The 22813-nt window shown below is 55.1% G+C and carries 18 protein-coding genes; 11 read left to right on the top strand and 7 right to left on the bottom strand.

Annotated features, from left to right (window positions below; translation table 11 throughout):
- Positions 1-326 precede the first annotated feature (326 nt).
- The 10 genes from ygfK to idi all read left to right on the top strand — a co-directional run bounded on the left by ygfK (position 327) and on the right by idi (position 15069).
- Positions 327-3431, top strand: coding sequence for a putative selenate reductase subunit YgfK (gene ygfK, locus KE671_RS02735; RefSeq protein ID WP_206161600.1), 3105 nt, complete (start codon positions 327-329; stop codon positions 3429-3431).
- Between the two features lie 2 nt (positions 3432-3433).
- Complete coding sequence (ssnA, locus tag KE671_RS02730; protein WP_206161599.1) at positions 3434-4762, top strand: putative aminohydrolase SsnA; 1329 nt, start codon at positions 3434-3436, stop codon at positions 4760-4762.
- A 45-nt stretch (positions 4763-4807) separates the two neighbouring features.
- On the top strand, positions 4808-5587 hold the full coding sequence (gene ygfM, locus KE671_RS02725) for a molybdopterin-dependent oxidoreductase FAD-binding subunit (protein WP_206161905.1): 780 nt from the start codon (positions 4808-4810) through the stop codon (positions 5585-5587).
- Positions 5584-8454: a molybdopterin-dependent oxidoreductase Mo/Fe-S-binding subunit gene (locus KE671_RS02720; protein ID WP_206161598.1), complete on the top strand. Its 2871-nt coding sequence runs from the start codon at positions 5584-5586 to the stop codon at positions 8452-8454. The genes ygfM and KE671_RS02720 overlap by 4 nt, the downstream gene beginning before the upstream one ends.
- Positions 8455-8616: 162 nt before the next feature.
- Entirely contained in the window at positions 8617-10017 is a 1401-nt protein-coding gene (locus KE671_RS02715) for a nucleobase:cation symporter-2 family protein (RefSeq protein WP_206161597.1), read from the top strand.
- Between the two features lie 17 nt (positions 10018-10034).
- Entirely contained in the window at positions 10035-11351 is a 1317-nt protein-coding gene (gene guaD, locus KE671_RS02710; protein ID WP_206161596.1) for a guanine deaminase, read from the top strand.
- Between the two features lie 32 nt (positions 11352-11383).
- Entirely contained in the window at positions 11384-12751 is a 1368-nt protein-coding gene (ghxQ, locus tag KE671_RS02705) for an NCS2 family permease (protein WP_206161595.1), read from the top strand.
- A gap of 63 nt (positions 12752-12814) precedes the next feature.
- Positions 12815-14263: a nucleobase:cation symporter-2 family protein gene (locus KE671_RS02700; RefSeq protein ID WP_206161594.1), complete on the top strand. Its 1449-nt coding sequence runs from the start codon at positions 12815-12817 to the stop codon at positions 14261-14263.
- A 1-nt stretch (position 14264) separates the two neighbouring features.
- Positions 14265-14390, top strand: a complete 126-nt coding sequence (locus tag KE671_RS22760) for a hypothetical protein (protein ID WP_225622841.1) — start codon at positions 14265-14267, stop codon at positions 14388-14390.
- A 133-nt stretch (positions 14391-14523) separates the two neighbouring features.
- A complete protein-coding gene (gene idi / locus KE671_RS02695; protein WP_206161593.1) occupies positions 14524-15069 on the top strand; it encodes an isopentenyl-diphosphate Delta-isomerase in 546 nt (181 codons plus the stop codon).
- 67 nt (positions 15070-15136) lie between these two features.
- Here idi and lysS read toward each other — a convergent pair whose 3' ends face one another.
- From lysS to xerD, 5 genes are all read right to left on the bottom strand, one after another.
- On the bottom strand, positions 15137-16654 hold the full coding sequence (gene lysS, locus KE671_RS02690; RefSeq protein WP_206161592.1) for a lysine--tRNA ligase: 1518 nt from the start codon (positions 16652-16654) through the stop codon (positions 15137-15139).
- Between the two features lie 9 nt (positions 16655-16663).
- Positions 16664-17762 (bottom strand): peptide chain release factor 2 gene (gene prfB, locus KE671_RS02685; RefSeq protein ID WP_206161591.1). Its coding sequence is split into 2 segments (ribosomal slippage): positions 16664-17686 and positions 17688-17762, totalling 1098 coding nucleotides; the frame shifts between segments, so codons are not numbered across the junction.
- Between the two features lie 90 nt (positions 17763-17852).
- Positions 17853-19586: a single-stranded-DNA-specific exonuclease RecJ gene (recJ, locus tag KE671_RS02680; protein WP_206161590.1), complete on the bottom strand. Its 1734-nt coding sequence runs from the start codon at positions 19584-19586 to the stop codon at positions 17853-17855.
- 5 nt (positions 19587-19591) lie between these two features.
- Positions 19592-20305, bottom strand: coding sequence for a bifunctional protein-disulfide isomerase/oxidoreductase DsbC (gene dsbC, locus KE671_RS02675; RefSeq protein WP_206161589.1), 714 nt, complete (start codon positions 20303-20305; stop codon positions 19592-19594).
- Positions 20306-20328: 23 nt separating this feature from the next.
- Positions 20329-21225, bottom strand: coding sequence for a site-specific tyrosine recombinase XerD (gene xerD, locus KE671_RS02670; protein WP_206161904.1), 897 nt, complete (start codon positions 21223-21225; stop codon positions 20329-20331).
- A gap of 100 nt (positions 21226-21325) precedes the next feature.
- Between xerD and fldB the strand changes: the two genes are divergently transcribed.
- Positions 21326-21847 carry a flavodoxin FldB gene (fldB, locus tag KE671_RS02665; RefSeq protein WP_102603584.1) on the top strand — a complete coding sequence of 174 codons (522 nt, stop codon included), beginning with the start codon at positions 21326-21328 and terminating at the stop codon, positions 21845-21847.
- A gap of 71 nt (positions 21848-21918) precedes the next feature.
- Here the strand turns inward: fldB and KE671_RS02660 are convergent, their stop codons facing one another.
- Entirely contained in the window at positions 21919-22326 is a 408-nt protein-coding gene (locus KE671_RS02660; RefSeq protein ID WP_206161588.1) for a protein YgfX, read from the bottom strand.
- Positions 22307-22573, bottom strand: coding sequence for an FAD assembly factor SdhE (gene sdhE / locus KE671_RS02655; protein ID WP_042322123.1), 267 nt, complete (start codon positions 22571-22573; stop codon positions 22307-22309). The genes KE671_RS02660 and sdhE overlap by 20 nt, the downstream gene beginning before the upstream one ends.
- Positions 22574-22813 lie beyond the last annotated feature (240 nt).

The raw sequence follows: 22813 nt of genomic DNA, 5'->3' as shown, positions 1-22813 counted from the left end.
TCACTTATCATAATGATAAGCGACTGCCATTTTTGAGAAAATAGAATGCGATGATGAAATACCTTATCGCACTACCTCACCAGGCTGATTTTCATTCTCATTTAGCGCTTGTGAGATATTTCACAAAGCGGAGTTAAGTTTAGAAGCACTTCACAAAATTATATTTTTATGGCGCTGCTTTGTCAGAGTGGTGCGAATGTTGCTCTATTTCTCCAAACCGCCGGCTTTATCAGTCCCGGTCAACCAATGACATCTATGAACACGTGCGCCTTCCCGTTGCCCTGCAACGACCTGAAGGACGCCCGAGTAAAGCTAAGGAGAGGGGTATGGGGGATATAATGCGTCCGATTCCATTTGAGGAACTTTTGACGCGCCTATTTGATGAATATCAGCAGCAGCGCTCTATCTTTGGGATTCCTGAGCAGCAGTTTTATTCACCGGAAAAAGGCAAATCGATAAGCGTATTCGGTGAAACCTGTGCCACCCCCGTCGGCCCCGCCGCCGGCCCGCACACCCAGCTCGCACAAAATATCATCACTTCCTGGCTGACTGGCGGTCGGTTCATTGAACTCAAAACGGTACAAATTCTCGACCGACTGGAGCTGGAAAAACCCTGTATTGATGCGGAGGATGAATGCTTCAATACCGAATGGTCGACTGAATTTACTCTGCTGAAAGCGTGGGATGAGTATCTTAAAGCCTGGTTCGCCCTGCATTTACTGGAGCAACTGCTGCAACCTTCAAAAGCCGGTACCGGTAAGTCGTTCATTTTTAATATGAGCGTCGGCTATAACCTTGACGGCATCAAGCAGCCGCCTATGCAGCAGTCCATCGACAATATGATGGACGCGTCGGCGCATCCTAAGTTCGCACAATATCGCGACACATTGCAGCAGTGGCTACACGATGAGGCGTTCCTGTCGCGCCACGGGTTGAACGAACACAGGGAACGTCTACAGGCGCTACCGTCGCGCATTCCCGCAAAACTGGTGCAGGGCGTCACGCTGTCCACCATGCACGGCTGCCCGCCGCACGAAATCGAAGCCATCTGTCGCTACATGCTGGAAGAGAAAGGACTGAATACCTTTGTGAAGCTGAATCCGACGCTGCTCGGCTATCCTCGGGTGCGTGAAATTCTGGACAACTGCGGCTTCGCTTATATCGGCTTAAAAGAAGAGTCGTTTGATCACGATCTTAAGCTCGACCAGGCGCTGGAAATGTTGCAGCGCTTGATGGCGCTGGCAAAAGAAAAGTCGCTGGGTTTTGGCGTCAAACTCACCAACACCCTTGGCACCGTCAATAACAAAGGTGCGCTTCCCGGCGAAGAGATGTATATGTCTGGTCGGGCGCTGTTCCCGCTTTCAATCAACGTGGCGGCCGTACTTTCCCGGGCGTTTGACGGCAAATTACCCATCTCCTATTCGGGCGGCGCCAGCCAGTTAACCATCCGCGACATCTTTGACACCGGTATTCGCCCGATCACAATGGCGACCGACCTGTTAAAACCAGGCGGTTATCTGCGTCTTAGCGCCTGTATGCGTGAGCTGGAATCCTCGGATGCGTGGGGAATGGAACATGTCGATGTCGAACGCCTGAATCGGCTGGCAGAAGAAGCCGTTACGATGGCCTACACCCAAAAACACTGGAAGCCTGAAGAGCGCATTGACGTGGCCGACGGCTTACCGTTGACCGACTGCTACGTGGCCCCCTGTATTACCGCCTGCGCCATCAAACAGGATATTCCGGAGTATATTCGCCTGCTGGGCGAGCAGCGTTATGCCGACGCGCTGGAGCTGATTTATCAGCGAAACCCCCTCCCCGCGATCACCGGCCATATCTGCGATCATCAATGCCAGTACAACTGTACCCGTCTGGACTATGACAGCGCACTGAACATCCGCGAGCTGAAAAAAGTGGCGCTGGAAAAAGGTTGGGATGAATACAAACAGCGCTGGCACAAACCCGCTGGCTCGGGTTCACGTCATCCTGTTGCGGTCATCGGCGCGGGCCCGGCCGGTCTTGCTGCCGGTTACTTCCTTGCCCGGGCAGGACATCCGGTGACACTCTTCGAGCGTGAAGCCAACGCCGGCGGCGTGGTGAAAAATATCATTCCCCAGTTCCGTATTCCGGCAGAACTCATCCAGCATGATATCGACTTTGTCGCCGAACACGGCGTGAAGTTCGAGTATGGCTGTGCGCCTGATCTGACCGTTCAGGGCCTGAAAGATCAGGGTTTCCACTATGTCCTGATCGCAACCGGTACGGATAAAAACAGCGGCGTGAAGCTCGATGGCGACAACCCCAACATCTGGAAATCGCTTCCTTTCCTGCGTGAATACAACCAGGGAACTGCATTGACGCTCGGCAAACATGTGGCGATCGTCGGCGCGGGCAATACGGCGATGGACTGTGCCCGCGCTGCGCTGCGCGTGCCGGGCGTGGAAAACGTCACGGTGGTCTACCGTCGTTCGCTGCAGGAGATGCCCGCCTGGCGTGAAGAGTATGAAGAAGCTCTGCACGAGGGGGTTAAGTTCCGTTTCCTCAACAATCCAGAACGTTTTGATGCGGATGGCACACTCACCCTGCGCGTCATGACGCTCGGGGAACCCGATGAGAAAGGACGTCGCCGCCCGGTTGAAACCGACGAAACGCTGACGTTGCATATCGATAGTCTGATTACCGCTATTGGTGAACAACAGGATACCGAAGCGCTGAACGCAATGGGTGTACCGCTGGATAGCAAAGGCTGGCCAGAGGTGAATAACAACGGCGAAACCCGTCTCACCGACGTGTTCATGATTGGCGATGTCCAGCGTGGTCCGTCATCCATTGTAGCCGCCATCGGTTCTGCGCGTCGGGCCACGGATACGATCCTCTGGCGGGAGAATATCCGTTCCCATCATAGCGACAAGCGCTGGAGTAACGTCAGCCCCGCTGAAATCTATCAGCGTAAAGGCGAGATCGCGGTCGCGAGGGTCGATAAGGATGACCGTGACGCCTTTGTCGCCCTGGAGGCGGCTCGCTGCCTTGAATGCAACTATGTTTGCAGCAAATGCGTGGATGTCTGTCCGAACCGCGCCAACGTGTCAATTCCCGTACCGGGATTCCAGAACCGCTTCCAGACGCTGCACCTGGACGCTTACTGCAACGAATGCGGCAACTGCGCCCAATTCTGCCCGTGGCAGGGCAAACCGTATAAAGACAAAGTCACGCTCTTTAGCCTGCCCGAGGATTTCGACAACAGCAGCAACCCAGGTTTCCTGGTGGAAGATGGTCAGGTCAGGATCCGGTTGAATGACCAACGCTGGACATTGAACATCCGCAGTGATGGGCAGTTCGCCAGCGTCCCGCCGGAACTGGATGACATGTGCCGCATCATTAGCTATGTCCACCAGCATCACCATTACCTGCTAGGCCGCGTGGAGGTGTAATCATGATGATTCTGAAAAATGTCACCGCCGTACAACTTCATCCGGCCAGCGTGCGTGAAGGAGTGGATATTGCGATCGATAAAGACGTTATTGTTGAGGTGGGTGACGCCCTGACGCAGCGTTACCCGCAAGCGCAATGGAAAGAGATGCATGGACGCATCGTGATGCCGGGACTGGTCTGCGCACATAACCACTTTTACTCCGGTTTATCGCGCGGGATCCAGGCGAATATTGCCCCCAGTCCGGACTTTATCTCAACGCTGAAAAACCTGTGGTGGCGCCTGGACCGGGCTCTGGACGAAGAGTCGCTCTACTACAGCGGGCTGATTTGCTCACTGGAGGCGATTAAGAGCGGGTGTTCTACGGTTATCGATCACCATGCTTCACCAGGCTACATACAAGGGTCGCTCTCTACACTACGTTCAGCCTTTTTAAAGGTGGGCCTGCGCGCAATGACCTGCTTTGAAACCACCGATCGTAACGAGGGAATCAAAGAGTTGCAGGACGGCGTCGAAGAGAATATCCGCTTCGCCCGCCAGATAGACCACGCTAGGGAGACCGGTAGCGAGCCGTATCTGGTGGAAGCGCACATTGGCGCGCATGCCCCCTTTACCGTGCCCGATGCCGGTCTGGAGATGCTACGCGAGGCCATCAACGCTACCGGGCGTGGGCTGCACATCCATGCGGCGGAAGACAGCTACGATGTCTCCCACAGTCATCATCTGTACGATAAAGACCTGCTGGTCAGGCTCGCAGAATACGGGCTTATCGACCGTAAAACGCTGGTCGCACACGGCCTGTATCTGTCTGCGGAAGATATCGCGCTGCTGAATCAGCACGATGCATTCCTGGTACACAATGCCCGCTCCAACATGAATAACCATGTGGGCTATAACCACCACCTTACCCATATTCGCAATCTGGCGCTGGGGACGGACGGCATCGGCTCCGACATGCTTGAAGAGATGAAATTTGCCTTCTTCAAACATCGCGACGCGGGCGGTCCTCTGTGGCCTGACAGCTTTGCAAAAGCGCTGGCGAACGGCAACGAACTGTTGCACCGCAACTTCGGGGAAAACTTTGGCCAGCTGCAAGCCGGTTATAAAGCCGATTTAACCCTCCTCGACTATTCGTCGCCGACGCCGCTAATCGCTGAAAACGTTGCCGGGCATATCGCTTTCGGCCTCGGTTCAGGCAGCGTGCATAGCGTGATGGTGAATGGTGTGATGGTGTATGAAGACCGTCAGTTCACTTTCGATACCGATTCCATTTATGCGCAGGCCCGAAAAGCCGCCGCCAGCATGTGGCGGCGAATGGATGCGCTGGCATAGCCCATACCCTCTCCTGAACGGGAGAGGGAGTGATGAGGAATGATGATGATTGAACAATTTTTCAGGCCCGACTCCGTTGACCAGGCGCTGGAACTCAAGCGCCGCTATCAGGAGGACGCCGTCTGGTTTGCCGGGGGCAGCAAACTCAACGCGACGCCAACGCGTACCGATAAGCGGATTGCTATTTCACTGCAGGATCTGGAGCTGGAGTGGATCGACTGGGACAATGGCGCATTGCGTATTGGGGCGATGACTCGCCTGCAACCGTTGCACGACGCCCGCTATCTCCCGGCGGCACTGCGGGAGGCGATCGGCTTTATCTACTCCCGCCATTTACGCAACCAGGCAACCCTCGGCGGAGAGATTGCCGCGCACCAGAAAGAGTCCGTATTACTCCCCGTCCTGTTGGCGCTGGACGCCCAGTTGGTGTTTGGTGATGGCGAAACCCTGTCGCTGGAAAGCTATCTTGCCTCCCCAGGCGATCGCCTGCTCACCGAAATTATCATTAAAGATCCCTTCCGCCCTTGCGCCACGCGTAAAGTGAGCCGTTCACAGGCCGGATTAACCGTCGTGACGGCGGCCGTTGCATTAACCGAACACGGTGGCATTTGCATCGCGCTGGACGGCGTGGCGGACAAAGCGCTGCGCCTGCATGATGTGGAAACACAAATGCGTGAAGGTTTGGAACTGGAACAGGCGGTCGCAAACGCCATATTCCCACAGGATGATATTCGGGGAAGCGCGGCCTATAAGCGCTATATCACCGGCGTGGTCGTAGCCGATCTGTATGCCGACTGTCTGATGGCCGGGGAGGACGTTGTATGATGATTCACTTCACATTGAACGGCATGGTCCGTGAAATGAAAATTAACCCGGGCGAAAACGTACAGAAGCTGCTGTTTAACCTGGGCATGCACTCCGTGCGCAACAGTGACGACGGATTCGGTTTCGCCGGTTCGGATGCGATTCTCTACAATGGTCGCATCGTCAATGCCTCATTACTGATTGCCGCGCAGTTGGATCACGCTGAGATCCGTACCAGCGAATCACTCGGTAAATGGAATGCGCTGAGCCTGGTACAACAGGCGATGGTGGATGTCGGCGTCGTACAGTCCGGTTATAACGATCCGGCTGCCGCATTGATCCTTACCGATCTGCTGGAACGCATCGCGATTCCTGACCGTGAAGAGATTGACGATGCATTGTCCGGTCTGTTCAGCCGCGATGCGGGCTGGCAGCAATATTATCAGGTGATCGAACTGGCGGTGGCGCGTAAAAACGATCCGCAAGCCCATATTAGCGTCGCCCCTACCTTTCGCGACGATCTCGCGGTGATCGGTAAACCCTGGCCAAAAACCGATGCTGCTAAAATGGTCCAGGCCAAGCCCTGCTATGTGGAAGATCGCATCCCCCCTGACGCCTGCGTGATTAAAATGCTGCGCAGTCCGCATGCCCATGCGTTGATTACACATCTCGACGTCAGCAAAGCCGAAGCGTTACCCGGCGTGGTTCACGTTATCACCCACCGTAATTGTCCCGATATCTACTATACGCCAGGCGGGCAAAGCGCGCCGGAACCCTCCCCGCTTGACCGTCGCATGTTCGGTAAGAAGCTGCGTCACGTCGGCGATCGCGTTGCCGCCGTGGTGGCAGAAAGCGAAGAGATTGCGCTGGCCGCGCTGGAACTCATCGACGTGAAATATGATGTGCTTAAGCCGGTATTGTCGATTGACGAAGCCATGGCGGACGATGCGCCGGTCGTGCACGATGAACCGGTGGTGTACGTTGCAGGCGCGCCGGAGACGCTGGAAGAAGACAACCGCCATGCCGCCCAACGTGGCGAGCACATGGTAATCAACTTCCCGATTGGCTCACGCCCGCGGAAAAATATCGCCGCCAGCATTCATGGTCATATCGGTGATATGGAGAAAGGGTTTGCCGAAGCAGATGTGATCATTGAGCGCACTTACCACTCCACACAGGCACAGCAGTGCCCGGCAGAGCCTCACATCTGCTTTACCCGCATGGACGGCGATCGCCTGATCATTCACGCCTCCACGCAGGTACCGTGGCACCTCCGCCGCCAGGTGGCCCGTCTCGTTGGCATGAAGCAGCATAAGGTCCACGTCATTAAGGAGCGTGTCGGCGGCGGTTTTGGTTCTAAACAGGACATCCTTCTGGAAGAAGTCTGCGCATGGGCGACCTGCGTGACCGGACGCCCGGTCTATTTCCGCTATACCCGTGAAGAGGAGTTTATTGCCAATACCTCCCGTCACGTTGCAAAAGTCACGGTCAAACTTGGCGCGAAGAAAGATGGTCGCCTGACGGCGGTCAAAATGGACTTCCGCGCCAATACTGGCCCTTACGGCAACCATTCGTTGACCGTACCGAGTAACGGCCCGGCGCTCTCGTTACCGCTGTACCCTTGCGACAACGTCGATTTCCAGGTCACCACGTACTACAGCAATATCTGCCCAACCGGGGCATATCAGGGCTATGGCGCGCCGAAAGGCACCTTTGCGATGACGATGGCGTTAGCCGAACTTGCCGAACAGCTGCAAATTGACCAACTGGAGATCATCGAACGCAACCGGGTTCACGAAGGACAGGAATTGAAAATACTGGGTGCGATCGGTGAAGGAAAAGCGCCAACGTCCGTTCCTTCCGCCGCCAGCTGCGCGCTGGAAGAGATCCTGCGCCTGGGGCGGAAGATGATCGACTGGTCTTCACCCAAACCGCAGAACGGTGACTGGCATACCGGTCGCGGAGTCGCCATTATTATGCAGAAATCAGGGATCCCGGATATCGATCAGGCTAACTGCATGATCAAACTGGAATCCGATGGCACCTTCATCGTCCATTCCGGCGGTGCGGACATCGGCACCGGACTGGATACCGTTGTCACCAAGCTGGCGGCGGAAGTGCTGCACTGCGCGCCAGAAGACGTGCATGTCATCTCCGGCGATACGGATCATGCACTCTTCGACAAAGGCGCTTACGCCTCATCCGGCACCTGCTTCTCGGGGAACGCGGCGCGTAAGGCAGCAGAAAACCTGCGTGAAAAAATCCTCTTTCACGGTGCGCAGATGCTGGGTGAACCCGTTGCTGACGTTCAACTGGCGGCACCTGGCGTCGTTCGCGGCAAACAGGGAGAAGTGGATTACGCTGAGATCGCGCACAAAGCGGAGACGGGAACCGGTTTTGGCACGCTGGTCGCCACGGCCAGTTACATCACTGCAGACTTCGCGTTCCCGTATGGGGCGAACTTCGCCGAGGTGGCGGTGAATACCCGAACCGGCGAAATCCGTCTCGACAAGTTCTACGCGCTGCTGGACTGCGGCACACCGGTTAATCCGGAACTCGCGCTGGGGCAAATCTACGGTGCGTCGATGCGGGCCATCGGCCATAGCCTGAGCGAAGAGATCCTCTATGATGCCCAAGGCCATCCGCTGACCCGCGATCTTCGCAGTTACGGTGCGCCCAAAATTGGCGACATCCCCCGGGATTTTCGCGCCGTGCTGGTGCCAAGCGACGATAAGGTCGGCCCTTTTGGCGCCAAATCGATTTCTGAAATTGGCGTCAACGGTGCAGCGCCTGCGATTGCCACAGCGATTCATGATGCCTGCGGCGTGTGGCTGCGCGAATGGCATTTCACACCGGAGAAAATACTGACCGCGCTGGAAAAAATGTAACGATGTGGGCCGCTCTGGCGGCCCACCCTTATGACTCAATAATGATTAAATGCCGTCTGCGGAAATGAGATAAGCCGTTCTCAGGGCAACCTGCGCCTCAAATTCGCAGAATTTAATTCTGCTGATTCAGATGATCAAATTTACTTATTAAGGAGTGAAGGGATGTCTGATATATCACGTGCAGGCTCAGATCTGATTTACGAACTGGAGGATCGCCCTCCCTTTCATCAGTCAATTATCGGCGCGATCACCCACTTACTGGCCATCTTTGTGCCCATGGTCACGCCCGCATTAATTGTCGGCACCGCGCTACAACTCTCTGCGGAAACCACCGCCTATCTGGTTTCCATGGCGATGATTGCCTCCGGCATCGGCACCTGGCTGCAGGTCAATCGCTATGGCATGGTCGGTTCCGGCTTATTGTCGATTCAGTCGGTCAATTTTTCATTTGTCACGGTGATGATTGCACTGGGCAGCGGGATGAAAAACGACGGATTTCATGAAGAGTTGATCATGTCATCGCTGCTCGGCGTTTCATTTGTCGGGGCATTTCTGGTGGTGGGATCGTCTTTCATTTTGCCTTACTTGCGCAGAGTTATCACTCCGACCGTCAGCGGCATTGTGGTGCTGATGATTGGCCTGAGCCTGATTAAAGTGGGGATCATCGATTTTGGCGGCGGCTTTGCGGCGAAAAGCAGCGGTACCTACGGGAATTACGAGAACATTGGTGTCGGATTGCTGGTGCTGATCGTGGTGATCGGTTTTAACTGCTGCCGCAGTCCGTTACTGAGAATGGGCGGCATTGCGATTGGCCTGGGCGTAGGCTATATCGTCTCTCTGTTTCTTGGCATGGTGGACTTCAGTGGTATACGCAATCTGCCGTGGGTCACCATCCCCACCCCTTTTAAGTACGGTTTCCAGTTCAACTTTCATCACTTTCTGGTGGTCGGGACCATCTATCTGCTCAGCGTGCTGGAAGCCGTTGGCGACATTACCGCGACCGCAATGGTGTCCAGACGGCCCATTCAGGGGGATGAATATCAGTCACGCCTGAAGGGTGGCGTGCTGGCCGATGGCCTGGTCTCCGTCATTGCCTCTGCGGTGGGTTCATTGCCATTAACGACCTTTGCGCAAAATAACGGCGTTATTCAGATGACCGGCGTCGCCTCACGCTATATCGGCCGAACTATCGCCATCATGCTGGTACTGCTTGGGCTGTTTCCCATGATCGGCGGCTTCTTCACTACGATTCCTTCAGCGGTACTGGGGGGCGCGATGACGCTGATGTTCTCGATGATCGCGATCGCCGGGATCCGCATCATCATCACCAACGGGCTTAAGCGCCGTGAAACGCTGATTGTCGCCACCTCTTTGGGGCTGGGTCTGGGCGTCTCCTATGACCCGGAAATTTTCAAAATCCTGCCGGCCTCAATTTATGTGTTGGTGGAAAACCCCATCTGCGCAGGCGGTCTGACCGCCATTCTACTGAATATCATTCTCCCTGGAGGCTACCGACCTGAAGAAGTGTTGCCGGGTATCGCCTCCCCGGAGGAAACGGATTAACGGTAAAGGAGTTTACGATGTCTGGAGAACACACGTTGAAAGCGGTGCGCGGCAGCTTTATTGATGTCACCCGCACCGTCGAAAACCCGGAAGAGATCGCCTCAGCGTTGCGATTTGTGGAAGACGGATTGCTGTTGATTCGCCAGGGAAAAGTCGAATGGTTTGGTGAGTGGGAAGCGGGAAAACAGCGGATCCCTGATGCTATCCGTGTCCGCGACTATCGCGGAAAACTGGTCGTACCGGGATTCGTTGATACGCATATCCACTACCCCCAGAGCGAAATGGTCGGTGCCTATGGCGAGCAGTTGCTGGAATGGCTGAATAAGCACACCTTCCCGACTGAAAGACGCTACGAGGATCTGGAATACGCCCGCGAGATGTCGGCTTTTTTCATCAAGCAGCTCTTGCGTAACGGCACCACCAGCGCGCTGGTTTTTGGCACGGTGCATCCGCAGTCCGTGGATGCGCTATTTGAAGCCGCCAGCCATATCAATATGCGCATGATCGCCGGCAAAGTGATGATGGACCGTAACGCGCCGGATTATCTTCTGGACGACGCAGAGAGCAGTTACTTGCAAAGTAAGGCGTTAATCGAGCGCTGGCATAAAAATGGCCGTCTGCTGTATGCCATCACACCGCGCTTTGCGCCGACCTCCTCTGCGCAGCAGATGGCGATGGCGCAGCGTCTGCGGGAAGAGTATCCCGATACCTGGGTACACACCCACCTCTGTGAAAACAAAGATGAAATTGCCTGGGTCAAGGAACTCTACCCGGATCATGACGGTTATCTGGATGTGTATCACCAGTACGGACTGACCGGAAAAAACTGCGTCTTCGCCCACTGTGTACATCTGGAAGAGAAAGAGTGGGATCGCCTGAGCGACACCCACTCCAGCATCGCCTTTTGCCCGACCTCTAACCTCTACCTCGGCAGCGGTTTGTTCAATCTGCAAAAAGCCTGGAGGAAGAAGATCAACGTCGGTATGGGAACCGATATCGGCGCCGGCACCACCTTCAACATGCTGCAAACGCTGAACGAAGCCTACAAAGTGGTGCAATTGCAGGGCTTCCGACTCTCGGCATACGAAGCCTTTTACCTGGCGACGCTCGGCGGCGCGAAGGCGCTGGGTCTCGACAATCTGATTGGCAATTTTACGCCGGGCAAAGAGGCGGACTTCGTGGTGCTGGAACCGACGGCGACGCCGCTACAGCAACTGCGCTATGACAACTCAACCTCCCTGGTCGACAAATTGTTCGTGATGATGACGCTGGGCGACGATCGCTCAATTTACCGCACTTACGTCGACGGACGTCTGGTGTACGAACGGACCTGACAGAACGCTAACATCCTGCTGAGGACATCATTATGTCTGGAGATATTCTGCAAACCCCCGGCGCGTCGAAACCACGCAGCGCGCTGGATAATTACTTCAAGATTACGGCGCGTGGCAGTACTGTGCGCCAGGAAATACTGGCCGGATTAACCACCTTTCTGGCGATGGTCTATTCGGTCATTGTCGTGCCCGGAATGTTGGGGAAAGCGGGGTTTCCGCCTGCGGCCGTCTTTGTCGCTACCTGTCTCGTCGCCGGTTTCGGTTCATTATTAATGGGGCTATGGGCCAACCTGCCGATGGCGATCGGCTGCGCCATTTCACTGACCGCCTTTACCGCATTCAGTCTGGTGCTGGGGCAGCAGATCTCAATTCCTGTTGCCCTCGGCGCGGTTTTCCTGATGGGGGTGATTTTTACCGCTATCTCAGTCACCGGAGTCCGGACCTGGATCCTGCGAAACTTACCTATGGGCATCGCACATGGTACAGGGATTGGCATTGGGCTGTTCCTGTTGCTGATCGCGGCGAACGGCGTCGGGATGGTAATTAAAAACCCGCTGGAAGGGCTTCCGGTGGCACTCGGCGCATTTACCTCTTTTCCAGTATTGATGAGCCTGCTGGGACTGGCGGTCATCTTCGGGCTGGAGAAATGCCGTGTCCCCGGCGGGATCCTGCTGGTGATCATTGCCATCTCCATCATCGGGTTGATATTTGATCCTGCCGTCAAGTATCACGGTCTGGTGGCCATGCCCAGCCTAAGTGGCGACGACGGTAAGTCTCTGATTTTTAGCCTTGATATCATGGGTGCCTTACAGCCGGTGGTGCTGCCCAGCGTACTGGCGCTGGTAATGACGGCGGTATTTGATGCCACCGGCACCATCCGCGCCGTCGCCGGTCAGGCAAATCTTCTGGATAAAGACAACCAGATCATCAACGGCGGCAAAGCGCTGACCAGCGACTCCGTCAGTTCTGTTTTCTCCGGTTTAGTAGGAGCCGCGCCCGCCGCGGTCTATATTGAATCCGCGGCGGGCACCGCCGCCGGAGGAAAAACAGGGCTTACTGCTACGGTAGTCGGCCTTTTGTTTCTGCTAATCCTGTTCCTGTCCCCCCTCTCTTACCTGATTCCAGGTTACGCAACGGCACCAGCGCTGATGTACGTCGGATTGTTGATGCTAAGTAACGTATCAAAACTGGATTTCGATGACTTCATCGATGCGATGGCCGGTCTGGTCTGCGCGGTCTTCATCGTCCTGACTTGCAATATCGTCACCGGTATTATGCTCGGTTTCGTGACGTTAGTTGTCGGTCGCGTTTTTGCCCGGGAATGGCAGAAGCTGAATATCGGTACCGTCATCATTACCGTCGCGCTGGTGGCGTTCTACGCCGGCGGATGGGCTATTTAAACGATGCTCCGCGCAAACGTGCGCGGAGCTGTTCTATCGGCCTCGCCTTTCAGGAGAAAACCCATGAGCGCCATAGATTCCCAACTTCCCTCACCGCCGGGGCAAGGCCGCGCTACCGATGAGGTCGACCGTATACTATCACCAGGCAAACTGGTCGTTCTCGGTCTGCAACATGTGCTGGTCATGTACGCGGGCGCGGTCGCTGTACCGCTGATGATTGGTGACAGGCTCGGCCTCAGCAAAGACGCCATTGCGCTACTAATCAGTTCAGATCTCTTCTGCTGCGGGATCGTTACCCTACTGCAATGTATTGGCATCGGCCGCTTTATGGGGATTCGCCTGCCCGTGATTATGTCGGTGACGTTTGCCGCGGTGACACCGATGGTTGCGATTGGCATCAATCCGGATATCGGTCTGTTGGGCATTTTTGGCTCAACCATTGCCGCTGGCGTGATCACCACACTCTTAGCACCGCTTGTCGGTCGCCTGATGCCATTATTTCCACCGCTGGTAACGGGCGTGGTGATCACCTCGATTGGTCTGAGCATCATTCAGGTAGGCGTTGACTGGGCTGCAGGAGGGAAAGGTAATCCTGAGTATGGGAATCCGGTCTATTTAGGGATTTCCTTTGCGGTCTTGATCTTTATTTTATTAATCACCCGTTTTGCCAAAGGTTTCATGTCCAACGTTGCGGTCCTGCTGGGGATTATCTTTGGTTTTGCGTTGTCATGGATGATGAATGAAGTGAATTTATCAGGTCTGCATGATGCATCCTGGTTTGCGATTGTCACACCAATGGCCTTCGGCACACCTGTGTTTGATCCGGTGTCGATTCTGACCATGACGGCCGTGTTAATCATTGTGTTTATTGAATCGATGGGCATGTTTCTGGCGCTCGGCGAAATCGTCGGTCGCAAACTCTCATCACAGGATATCATTCGCGGCCTGCGCGTGGATGGCGTCGGGACAATGATTGGCGGACTATTCAACAGCTTTCCCCATACCTCATTTTCCCAAAACGTTGGCCTGGTCAGCGTCACGCGTGTGCATAGTCGATGGGTCTGCATCGCCTCTGGCGTCATCCTGATTTTGTTTGGGATGGTGCCGAAAATGGCGGTTCTGGTCGCCTCCATTCCGCAATTTGTTCTCGGCGGCGCGGGTCTGGTGATGTTTGGCATGGTCCTGGCAACCGGGATTCGCATTCTTTCGCGCTGCAATTACACGACAAACCGCTATAACCTCTACATTGTGGCCATCAGCCTGGGGGTCGGCATGACGCCGACGTTATCGCATGATTTTTTCTCCCGCCTGCCGGCCGTTCTCCAGCCGTTGCTACACAGCGGCATCATGCTGGCCACCTTCAGCGCTGTTGTACTGAATCTGTTTTTCAATGGCTACCACCATCATACCGGGCTGGTACAGGAATCCGTCTCCGATAAAAACCTGAAGGTCAGAACAGTGAGAATGTGGTTGCTGATGCGCAAGCTGAAAAAAAATCAGCAGGATGAATAGTATGAATCTCTTTTGGCGCTGCCTGATTACCTTGCTGTTGCTCATGCTGATGTCGATACCCGCAGTTTCTGACGGCATTGCGCTGGGTATCGAAAGTCGCTTCCGGTTTATGCTGCTGTTTTTCTAAAATCACCTTCCTTCCCGACATCCGTATCGCACGCTGCGGATGTCGAATTTCAGCGTTAAACGCTCCCTGAGCTAATCATTGTGTCCTGAGATCTCATATACTGGTACGTGCTTAAAATTGACAGTGAGACATTATGCAACAGGAACACGTCATTTTGCTGGATGCACAGGACACCCCTTCCGGCACGCTGGAAAAATACAGCGCCCACACCGCCAACACCCCCTTGCATCTCGCCTTCTCCTCCTGGCTGTTCAATGCAGAGGGACAGCTTTTGGTGACTCGCCGTTCGCTTGCGAAAAAGGCGTGGCCGGGTGTATGGACGAACTCGGTTTGCGGCCACCCTCAACGGGGTGAAAGTCATGAAGACGCTATTATCCGCCGCTGTCGTTATGAGCTGGGCGTGGAGATTACCAGCCTGACGCCCGTTTTCCCGGCATTCCGCTATCGGGCAACCGACCCCGGCGGGATCGTAGAGAACGAGGTTTGCCCGGTCTATGCCGCACGCGTGACCAGTGAACTGCAGATCAATAGGGATGAAGTGATGGACTATCAGTGGAGCGATCTGGAGGAGGTTTTACGCGGAATTGACGCAACGCCGTGGGTTTTCAGTCCGTGGATGGTGATGCAGGCTACGGATGATAATGCGCGCGAGCGACTGCGAGAATATTGCCGACGTTAATTAACGCCGGATGGCGCTACGCTTACCCATCCTGGGGCAAGCGTAACACGATCCGGCATTTCACCGCTTATTTTACCGGACGCATCGCCGGGAACAGGATCACATCGCGGATGGTGTGGCTGTTGGTGAACAGCATCACCATACGGTCGATACCAATACCCAGACCTGCGGTCGGCGGCAGACCGTGTTCAAGCGCGGTGACGTAGTCTTCGTCGAAGAACATCGCTTCGTCGTCGCCCGCCGCTTTCGCGTCAACCTGATCCTGGAAGCGCTGCGCCTGATCTTCCGCATCGTTCAGCTCGCTAAAGCCGTTACCGATCTCACGACCGCCGATGAAGAACTCAAAGCGATCGGTGATTTCCGGGTTCTCGTCATTACGACGCGCCAACGGAGACACTTCTGCCGGGTACTCGGTAATGAAGGTGGGCTGAATCAGATGCGCTTCGGCCACTTCTTCGAAAATTTCCGTCACGATACGGCCCAGACCCCAGCTCTTCTCGACCTTAATACCAATAGATTCAGCAATCGCTTTGGCAGAGTCGAAGTTATCCAGTTCAGCCATTTCCGTTTCCGGACGGTACTTCTTGATCGCTTCGCGCATGGTCAGTTTTTCGAACGGCTTACCGAAGTCGAACACTTCATCGCCGTAAGGCACTTCCGTTTTACCCAGCACGTCCTGTGCCAGCGTACGGAACAGTGACTCCGTCAGTTCGATCAGATCTTTATAGTCCGCATACGCCATGTAGAGTTCCATCATGGTGAACTCTGGGTTATGACGCACGGAGATCCCTTCGTTACGGAAGTTACGGTTGATTTCGAACACGCGCTCGAAGCCGCCAACCACCAGACGCTTCAGGTACAGTTCCGGCGCAATACGCAGGTACATGTCCAGATCCAGCGCATTGTGATGGGTGATAAACGGACGCGCAGACGCGCCGCCAGGGATCACCTGCATCATCGGGGTCTCAACTTCCATAAAACCGCGACCAACCATGAACTGACGAATGCCCGCCAGGATCTGAGAGCGCACTTTAAAGGTGTTGCGGGACTCATCGTTAGAGATGAGGTCCAGATAGCGCTGACGATAACGCGCTTCCTGATCCTGCAGACCGTGGAATTTATCCGGCAGCGGACGCAGCGCTTTGGTCAGCAGACGTAATTCGGTGCAGTGGATAGACAGTTCACCCGTTTTGGTCTTGAACAGCTTCCCTTTCGCGCCGAGGATGTCGCCGAGGTCCCATTTTTTGAACTGCTCGTTGTAAACGCCTTCCGGCAGGTCATCACGGGCAACGTACAGTTGAATACGGCCACCCACATCCTGCAACGTCACAAAGGACGCTTTACCCATGATACGACGGGTCATCATGCGCCCTGCAACGGACACCTCGATGTTCAGCGCTTCCAGCTCTTCGTTCTCTTTCGCATCGAAGTCAGCGTGCAGTTGGTCTGAGGTATGATCGCGACGGAAATCGTTCGGGAAAGCGATACCCTGCTCGCGCAGGCCAGCCAGCTTCTCACGGCGCGTTTTCAGTTCGTTATTAAGATCGGTTACCGCGTCAGCGCCCTGTGCGTGTTGTTCAGACATGTTGGTTCCTCATAACCCTGCTTTCAAACTTGCTTCGATAAATTGATCCAGGCTGCCGTCCAGCACCGCCTGCGTGTTGCGGGTTTCAACCCCGGTACGCAAGTCTTTAATGCGGGAGTCATCAAGGACGTAAGAACGAATCTGGCTTCCCCAGCCGATGTCGGATTTAGTGTCTTCCATCGCCTGTTTCTCGGCGTTCTTCTTCTGCATTTCCAGTTCATAAAGCTTCGCTTTCATCTGCTTCATGGCCTGGTCTTTGTTCTTGTGCTGGGAACGGTCGTTCTGGCATTGCGTCACAATCCCGGTCGGAATGTGGGTAATACGCACCGCAGATTCAGTACGGTTAACGTGCTGACCACCCGCGCCGGAGGCGCGATACACGTCGATACGCAGGTCCGCCGGGTTGATTTCGATATCAATATCGTCATCCACTTCCGGGTAGACGAACGCAGAGCTGAACGAGGTATGGCGACGGCCACCGGAGTCGAACGGGCTCTTACGCACCAGACGGTGTACGCCGGTTTCTGTGCGCAGCCAGCCGTAGGCATATTCGCCAGAAATCTTAATGGTCACGGATTTAATCCCGGCCACTTCCCCTTCTGACTCTTCAATAATTTCGGTCTTGAAGCCGCGTGCTTCTGCCCAGCGCAGATACATACGCTCCAGCATGCTTGCCCAGTCCTGTGCTTCAGTCCCGCCAGAACCGGCCTGAATATCGAGGTAGCAATCGGCGCTATCATATTCGCCGGAGAACATACGACGGAATTCCAGTTGCGCCAGTTTTTCTTCCAGGATATCGAGTTCAGCAACGGCTTCGTTAAAGGTCTCTTCGTCGTCGGCTTCGACAGCCAGATCCAGCAGGCCGGAAACATCTTCCAGCCCCTGAGACATTTGGTCTAGGGTGTCAACAATCGCTTCCAGCGAGGAACGTTCTTTGCCCAGCGCCTGTGCGCGTTCGGGTTCGTTCCAGACGTCCGGCTGTTCCAGCTCGGCGTTTACTTCTTCCAGACGCTCTTTCTTGGCATCGTAGTCAAAGATACCCCCTAAGAACGTCAGAGCGCTCCGTGAGGTCCTGAATGCGGTTTTTTACCGGATTAATTTCAAACATGGTCTGATTTCTTTTATTGGACTTGTCAAAATGCGGTGATAAGAGCGGGATTGTACCGAATCCGCGCTCTTATTTACAGAGAGGATGACGCTAAATTGGCCAGATATTATCAATGATGATCTGCAAACTGCGGTTGCCGCGAAATTCGTTAATATCCAGTTTGTAGGCAAGTTCGACTTCGCGAACGCCGTTATCCGGCCAGCAGGCGGTATCGACGTTAAAGGCGATGCCGTCCAGCAGCGGTCCTCCGCCAATAGGTTCGACCATCACTTTCAAATGCCGCTCCCCTACCAGACGCTGCTGAAGCAGACGAAAACGCCCGTCAAACAGCGGTTCCGGGAACATTTGTCCCCACGGACCGGCATCACGCAGCAGTTGCGCGACCTCCATCGTCATCTCCGCCGCGCTGAGCGGACCGTCAGAGACCACTTCACCCTGTAACAGCGAGGGATCAAGCCATTCAGTGACCAGCTCACCAAAGCGCTGCTGGAACAGGTCGAATTTAGCCTCTTCCAGAGACAGTCCCGCCGCCATCGCATGGCCGCCGAATTTAATCATCAGCCCCGGATGCAGCGTATCCAGCCGCTCCAGCGCATCACGCATGTGCAGTCCCTGAATGGAACGTCCGGAACCTTTCAGCGTGCCGTCGCCCGCTGGCGCAAACGCGATCACCGGGCGATGAAAACGCTCTTTAATACGCGAAGCGAGGATCCCGACCACCCCCTGATGCCACTCAGGATGATACATCGCCAGACCACCGGGCAACGTTTCGCGACTGCGTTCCAGCTTCTCGCACAGGGTCAGCGCTTCCGCCTGCATTCCCTGCTCAATCTCTTTACGCGTCTGGTTCAGCGCATCCAGCTCGTTTGCCAGGACCCGCGCTTCGCCAATGTTATCGCACAACAGCAGCGCCACACCGACGGACATGTCGTCCAGCCGACCCGCAGCGTTCAGACGCGGACCGAGCGCAAAGCCTAAATCGCTGGCGGCGAGCTTTTGCGCATCGCGGTTGGACACTTCCAGCAACGCTTTGATCCCCGGACGGCATTTCCCGGCGCGAATACGGCTTAAGCCCTGCCAGGTGAGGATTCGATTGTTGGCATCCAGCGGCACAACGTCCGCCACGGTGCCCAGCGCAACCAGATCGAGCAGATCCGCGAGATTTGGCGGCGCAATACCGCGTTCGTCAAACCAGCCTTTGTCGCGCAGGAAGGTGCGCAGAGCGAGCATCAGGTAGAACGCCACGCCCACGCCGGCCAGCGATTTCGACGGGAAATCACAGTCAGGCAGATTCGGGTTGATAATGGCCTCGGCGGCTGGCAGCGTCTCGCCCGGCAGATGGTGATCGGTAACTACCACCGGGATCCCCAGCATCCTGGCGTGATCCACTCCGGCATGGGATGAGATACCGTTATCGACGGTGACAATCAGCTGCGCGCCACGCGCATGGGCCTGATCGACCACTTCCGGACTTAAGCCGTAACCATCCTCAAAACGATTTGGCACGAGGTAGCTGATGTTATCGCAGCCCAGAGCGCGCATACCCAGCACGCTCAGGGCGGTGCTGGTCGCCCCGTCCGCATCGAAGTCGCCGACGACGATGATGCGCGTCCCCTCGCGAAAAGCGTTATAGAGGATCTCAACCGCTTTTTCGACGCCAGTTAGCTGTTGCCAGGGCAACATACCTTTTACGCTACGTTCCAGATCCTGTGCGTTACGTACGCCACGACTGGCATACAAGCGGCGTAACAGCGGCGAGAGATCGGCAGGCAGCTCAGCCGACTCATCGACTTCCCGCCGACGAAGTTGTATCTGTTGTTTCACGCGAATTATTTACCACTGGTCTGTTTTTGGTGCTCGTCAAGAAACGCTTTCATCTCTTTCGGCCCCTGATAGCCTGGCACGACATAACCGTTGCTCAGCACAATGGCAGGTGTGCCGCTTACGCCAAACTGCACGCCCAGCGCATAGTGATCCGCGATGTTCACATCGCAGGTCGCCGCTTTCACACCTTTGCCCGCTATCGCGTCGTCAAACGCTTTGGCTTTGTCTTGCGCACACCAGATAGACTTCATATCCTGCTCGGCCTGGCTTTCCAGTCCCTGACGCGGGAAGGCGAGGTAGCGTACGGTAATGCCCAGCGCATTGTAGTCCTTCATCTCTTCATGCAGCTTGTGGCAGTAGCCGCAGGTGATATCGGTAAAGACGGTAATGACGTGTTTTTCCTGTGGCGCTTTATAGACGATCATTTCGTTTTCCAGCGCGTTCAGATGCTTCATCAGCAGCTGGTTAGTTACGTTGACTGGCGTCGCGCCGCTGACATCGTACATCGGCCCCTGAATGATGTGTTTACCGTCTTCCGTCACGTACAGCACGCCGCTGTTGGTCAGTACCGTTTTCATCCCGGCAACCGGGGCGGGCTGAATATCCGTGCTCTGTACGCCCAGTTTCGTCAGAGACTGGCGGATCGCGGCGTCGTCGGCGTGTGCCAGGCCGGAAAACGCAGTGGTCAGCAGGGTAAACAGCATTAAACCTTTTTTCATAACCTTTCCTGTTCGCTCAGCATTCACGCTCTTGGGTGATGCTGTTGATGAAGTTGACGCAGGCGCGCTGTCGCAACATGAGTGTAAATCTGTGTGGTGGAGAGATCGCTGTGACCCAGCAACATCTGCACCACGCGTAAATCGGCGCCATGATTGAGCAAATGCGTGGCAAATGCGTGGCGCAAAACGTGCGGCGACAGCTTTTCACTGTCGATGCCTGCTAATACGGCATAGTGCTTAATGCGGTGCCAGAAAGTCTGGCGCGTCATCTGCTGCGCGCGCTGGCTGGGAAACAGCACGTCAATGGACACGCCGTTCAGCAGCCACGGACGCCCATGTTCCAGGTACGTCTCCAGCCAGTACACCGCCTCTTCGCCCAATGGCACAAGACGCTCTTTATTGCCTTTACCAATCACCCGTACTACGCCCTGACGCAAGCTGACATCGCTCATCGCCAGCCCAACCAGCTCAGACACGCGCAGTCCGGTCGCATATAAAATCTCAAGCATGGCTTTATCGCGTAACTCCAGCGGTTGGTCAACCACGGGCGCTTGTAATAATCTCTCAACTTGCGCTTCACTGAGATCTTTCGGCAGGCGCTGCGGGAGCTTGGGCGAAGCCAGCGTCGCACTGGGATCGTCGCTGCGGATCTTCTCGCGGTAAAGATGCTGGAAAAGCCGCCGCACCGCGCTCAGCAATCGTGCGGTACTGGTGGCTTTATACCCACCGTCCATCCGCTCGGCCAGCAAGGCCTGCAGATCGTCGCTTTGCGCGGTATCCAGCGACACCTGACGGTGCGCGAGCCACTCCACCAGCATGGTCAAATCACGGCGATAGGCGCTCAGCGTATTTTCCGCCAGATTTTTCTCCAACCAGAGCGCATCAAGGAATTGTTCGATGCGTGCGAGATCCTGTTCCACATCTGCCCCTTTGATTCTGCAATCTGCCATTATGACTCAATGATACGGGTTTCTGGTACACTACGCGCAAAGTCATAGCAAGTATTGAGACGTTTACGCGATGAATATTGGTCTTTTTTACGGTTCCAGCACCTGCTACACCGAGATGGCTGCGGAGAAAATTCGCGACATCATCGGCCCGGAACTGGTGACGCTGCATAATCTGAAAGATGATGCCCCGGCCCTGATGGAGCAGTACGATGTGCTGATCTTAGGCATTCCCACCTGGGATTTCGGAGAAATTCAGGAAGACTGGGAAGCCGTCTGGGATCAACTGGACGAACTCAACCTCGAAGGCAAAATTGTCGCGCTTTATGGTATGGGCGACCAATTAGGCTACGGTGAGTGGTTCCTTGACGCGTTGGGTATGTTACATGACAAACTGTCGACCAAAGGCGTCAAATTCGTCGGTTACTGGCCTACCGAAGGCTACGAGTTCACCAGCCCTAAACCGGTCATTGCCGAGGGGCAATTATTCGTTGGTCTCGCCCTGGATGAAACCAATCAATACGATCTCAGCGACGAGCGTATTCAGGCGTGGTGCGAGCAAATTCTCGGTGAAATGGCCGAACACTATTCCTGATAACCGTTTTGCCCAATGACGTACCAAACCAGAGGCCTGATAACCGTAATGCTATCAGGCACTCATCGACGTTACCCCTGCTTAGCCTGTTGCAGCATCAGCCGCCGTAAATCCCGCCATTCCGCTTCATCCATACTGTCTGCCGCGAGCCACAGATGTTGGCGTTTACCATTTTCTGAACGCAGACGCAGCATCATGCCTGTTTTGATCATCCACGGTGCATTAATGATAAACCAGTCCTGCCCCTGCCAGCGGAGCCGTCCATCCATCAGCAGTTTGACCTCTCCCTGACGGGCGTTAATTCGCCGCTGGCTACGAACACAGTCAAACACCACCAGTGAAAGCAGTATCAACCACAGCGGCGTATAACTCAGCGGCCATGGCATTAACAGAATAACCGCGGCCACCAGCCCATGCAGGAGTAGCGATAGCCACTGTGCGCGCCACGAGACGCGGAGATCAGATTGCCACAGGACCACGATCCCGATTCCGTGTCTGGATGAGTCGAACCATCTGCTCCAGTTCAGCATCTGCCGGTTTACCGTGATTCATCAACCAGTTGAACAAATCCGGGTCATCACACTCCAGCAGGCGGATAAAAATACGTTTTTCATCGTCGCTCAACGTGTCGTATTCATGTTCGAAAAACGGCATGATGGAAATATCGAGTTCACGCATACCGCGTCGGCATGCCCAGTGAATACGTGCTTTATTGTTAATATCCATGTTTTTCTTCCTGTCTCACTCAAATGAACTACCCGGCTATTGTAACGTGTTTTTCATCCTGTTTTGCGGGAATATCCGTCACCACAAGCGCGATCGCTAATTAAATCCCCAATAAGTCAACGGGTTCATGTTTTCTGGATGGCGCCTCGCAATCTGTAAGATAAGGCACAAATGGGACTATCAAAGCGCTTGCATTGGGCAATAGCTCTTTTACCATTAGTCATTATCACTGCGTTAAGC

This window comes from Citrobacter amalonaticus, from assembly GCF_018252635.1.
GTDB lineage: Bacteria > Pseudomonadota > Gammaproteobacteria > Enterobacterales > Enterobacteriaceae > Citrobacter_A > Citrobacter_A amalonaticus_E.
Note: the sequence above shows the minus strand (reverse complement) of the source record. Positions and strands in the feature narration are given on the sequence as shown.

What these genes read in the sequence shown, in the direction of transcription:
- KE671_RS02715 (WP_206161597.1), top strand. Translation starts at nt 8,617, where the DNA reads ATGTCTGATATATCACGTGCAGGCTCAGATCTGATTTACGAACTGGAG.
- ygfK (WP_206161600.1), top strand. Translation starts at nt 327, where the DNA reads ATGGGGGATATAATGCGTCCGATTCCATTTGAGGAACTTTTGACGCGC.
- sdhE (WP_042322123.1), bottom strand. Translation starts at nt 22,573, where the DNA reads ATGGATATTAACAATAAAGCACGTATTCACTGGGCATGCCGACGCGGT.
- idi (WP_206161593.1), top strand. Translation starts at nt 14,524, where the DNA reads ATGCAACAGGAACACGTCATTTTGCTGGATGCACAGGACACCCCTTCC.
- KE671_RS02720 (WP_206161598.1), top strand. Translation starts at nt 5,584, where the DNA reads ATGATGATTCACTTCACATTGAACGGCATGGTCCGTGAAATGAAAATT.
- ghxQ (WP_206161595.1), top strand. Translation starts at nt 11,384, where the DNA reads ATGTCTGGAGATATTCTGCAAACCCCCGGCGCGTCGAAACCACGCAGC.
- KE671_RS02700 (WP_206161594.1), top strand. Translation starts at nt 12,815, where the DNA reads ATGAGCGCCATAGATTCCCAACTTCCCTCACCGCCGGGGCAAGGCCGC.
- ssnA (WP_206161599.1), top strand. Translation starts at nt 3,434, where the DNA reads ATGATGATTCTGAAAAATGTCACCGCCGTACAACTTCATCCGGCCAGC.
- KE671_RS22760 (WP_225622841.1), top strand. Translation starts at nt 14,265, where the DNA reads ATGAATCTCTTTTGGCGCTGCCTGATTACCTTGCTGTTGCTCATGCTG.
- ygfM (WP_206161905.1), top strand. Translation starts at nt 4,808, where the DNA reads ATGATTGAACAATTTTTCAGGCCCGACTCCGTTGACCAGGCGCTGGAA.
- fldB (WP_102603584.1), top strand. Translation starts at nt 21,326, where the DNA reads ATGAATATTGGTCTTTTTTACGGTTCCAGCACCTGCTACACCGAGATG.
- lysS (WP_206161592.1), bottom strand. Translation starts at nt 16,654, where the DNA reads ATGTCTGAACAACACGCACAGGGCGCTGACGCGGTAACCGATCTTAAT.
- dsbC (WP_206161589.1), bottom strand. Translation starts at nt 20,305, where the DNA reads ATGAAAAAAGGTTTAATGCTGTTTACCCTGCTGACCACTGCGTTTTCC.
- guaD (WP_206161596.1), top strand. Translation starts at nt 10,035, where the DNA reads ATGTCTGGAGAACACACGTTGAAAGCGGTGCGCGGCAGCTTTATTGAT.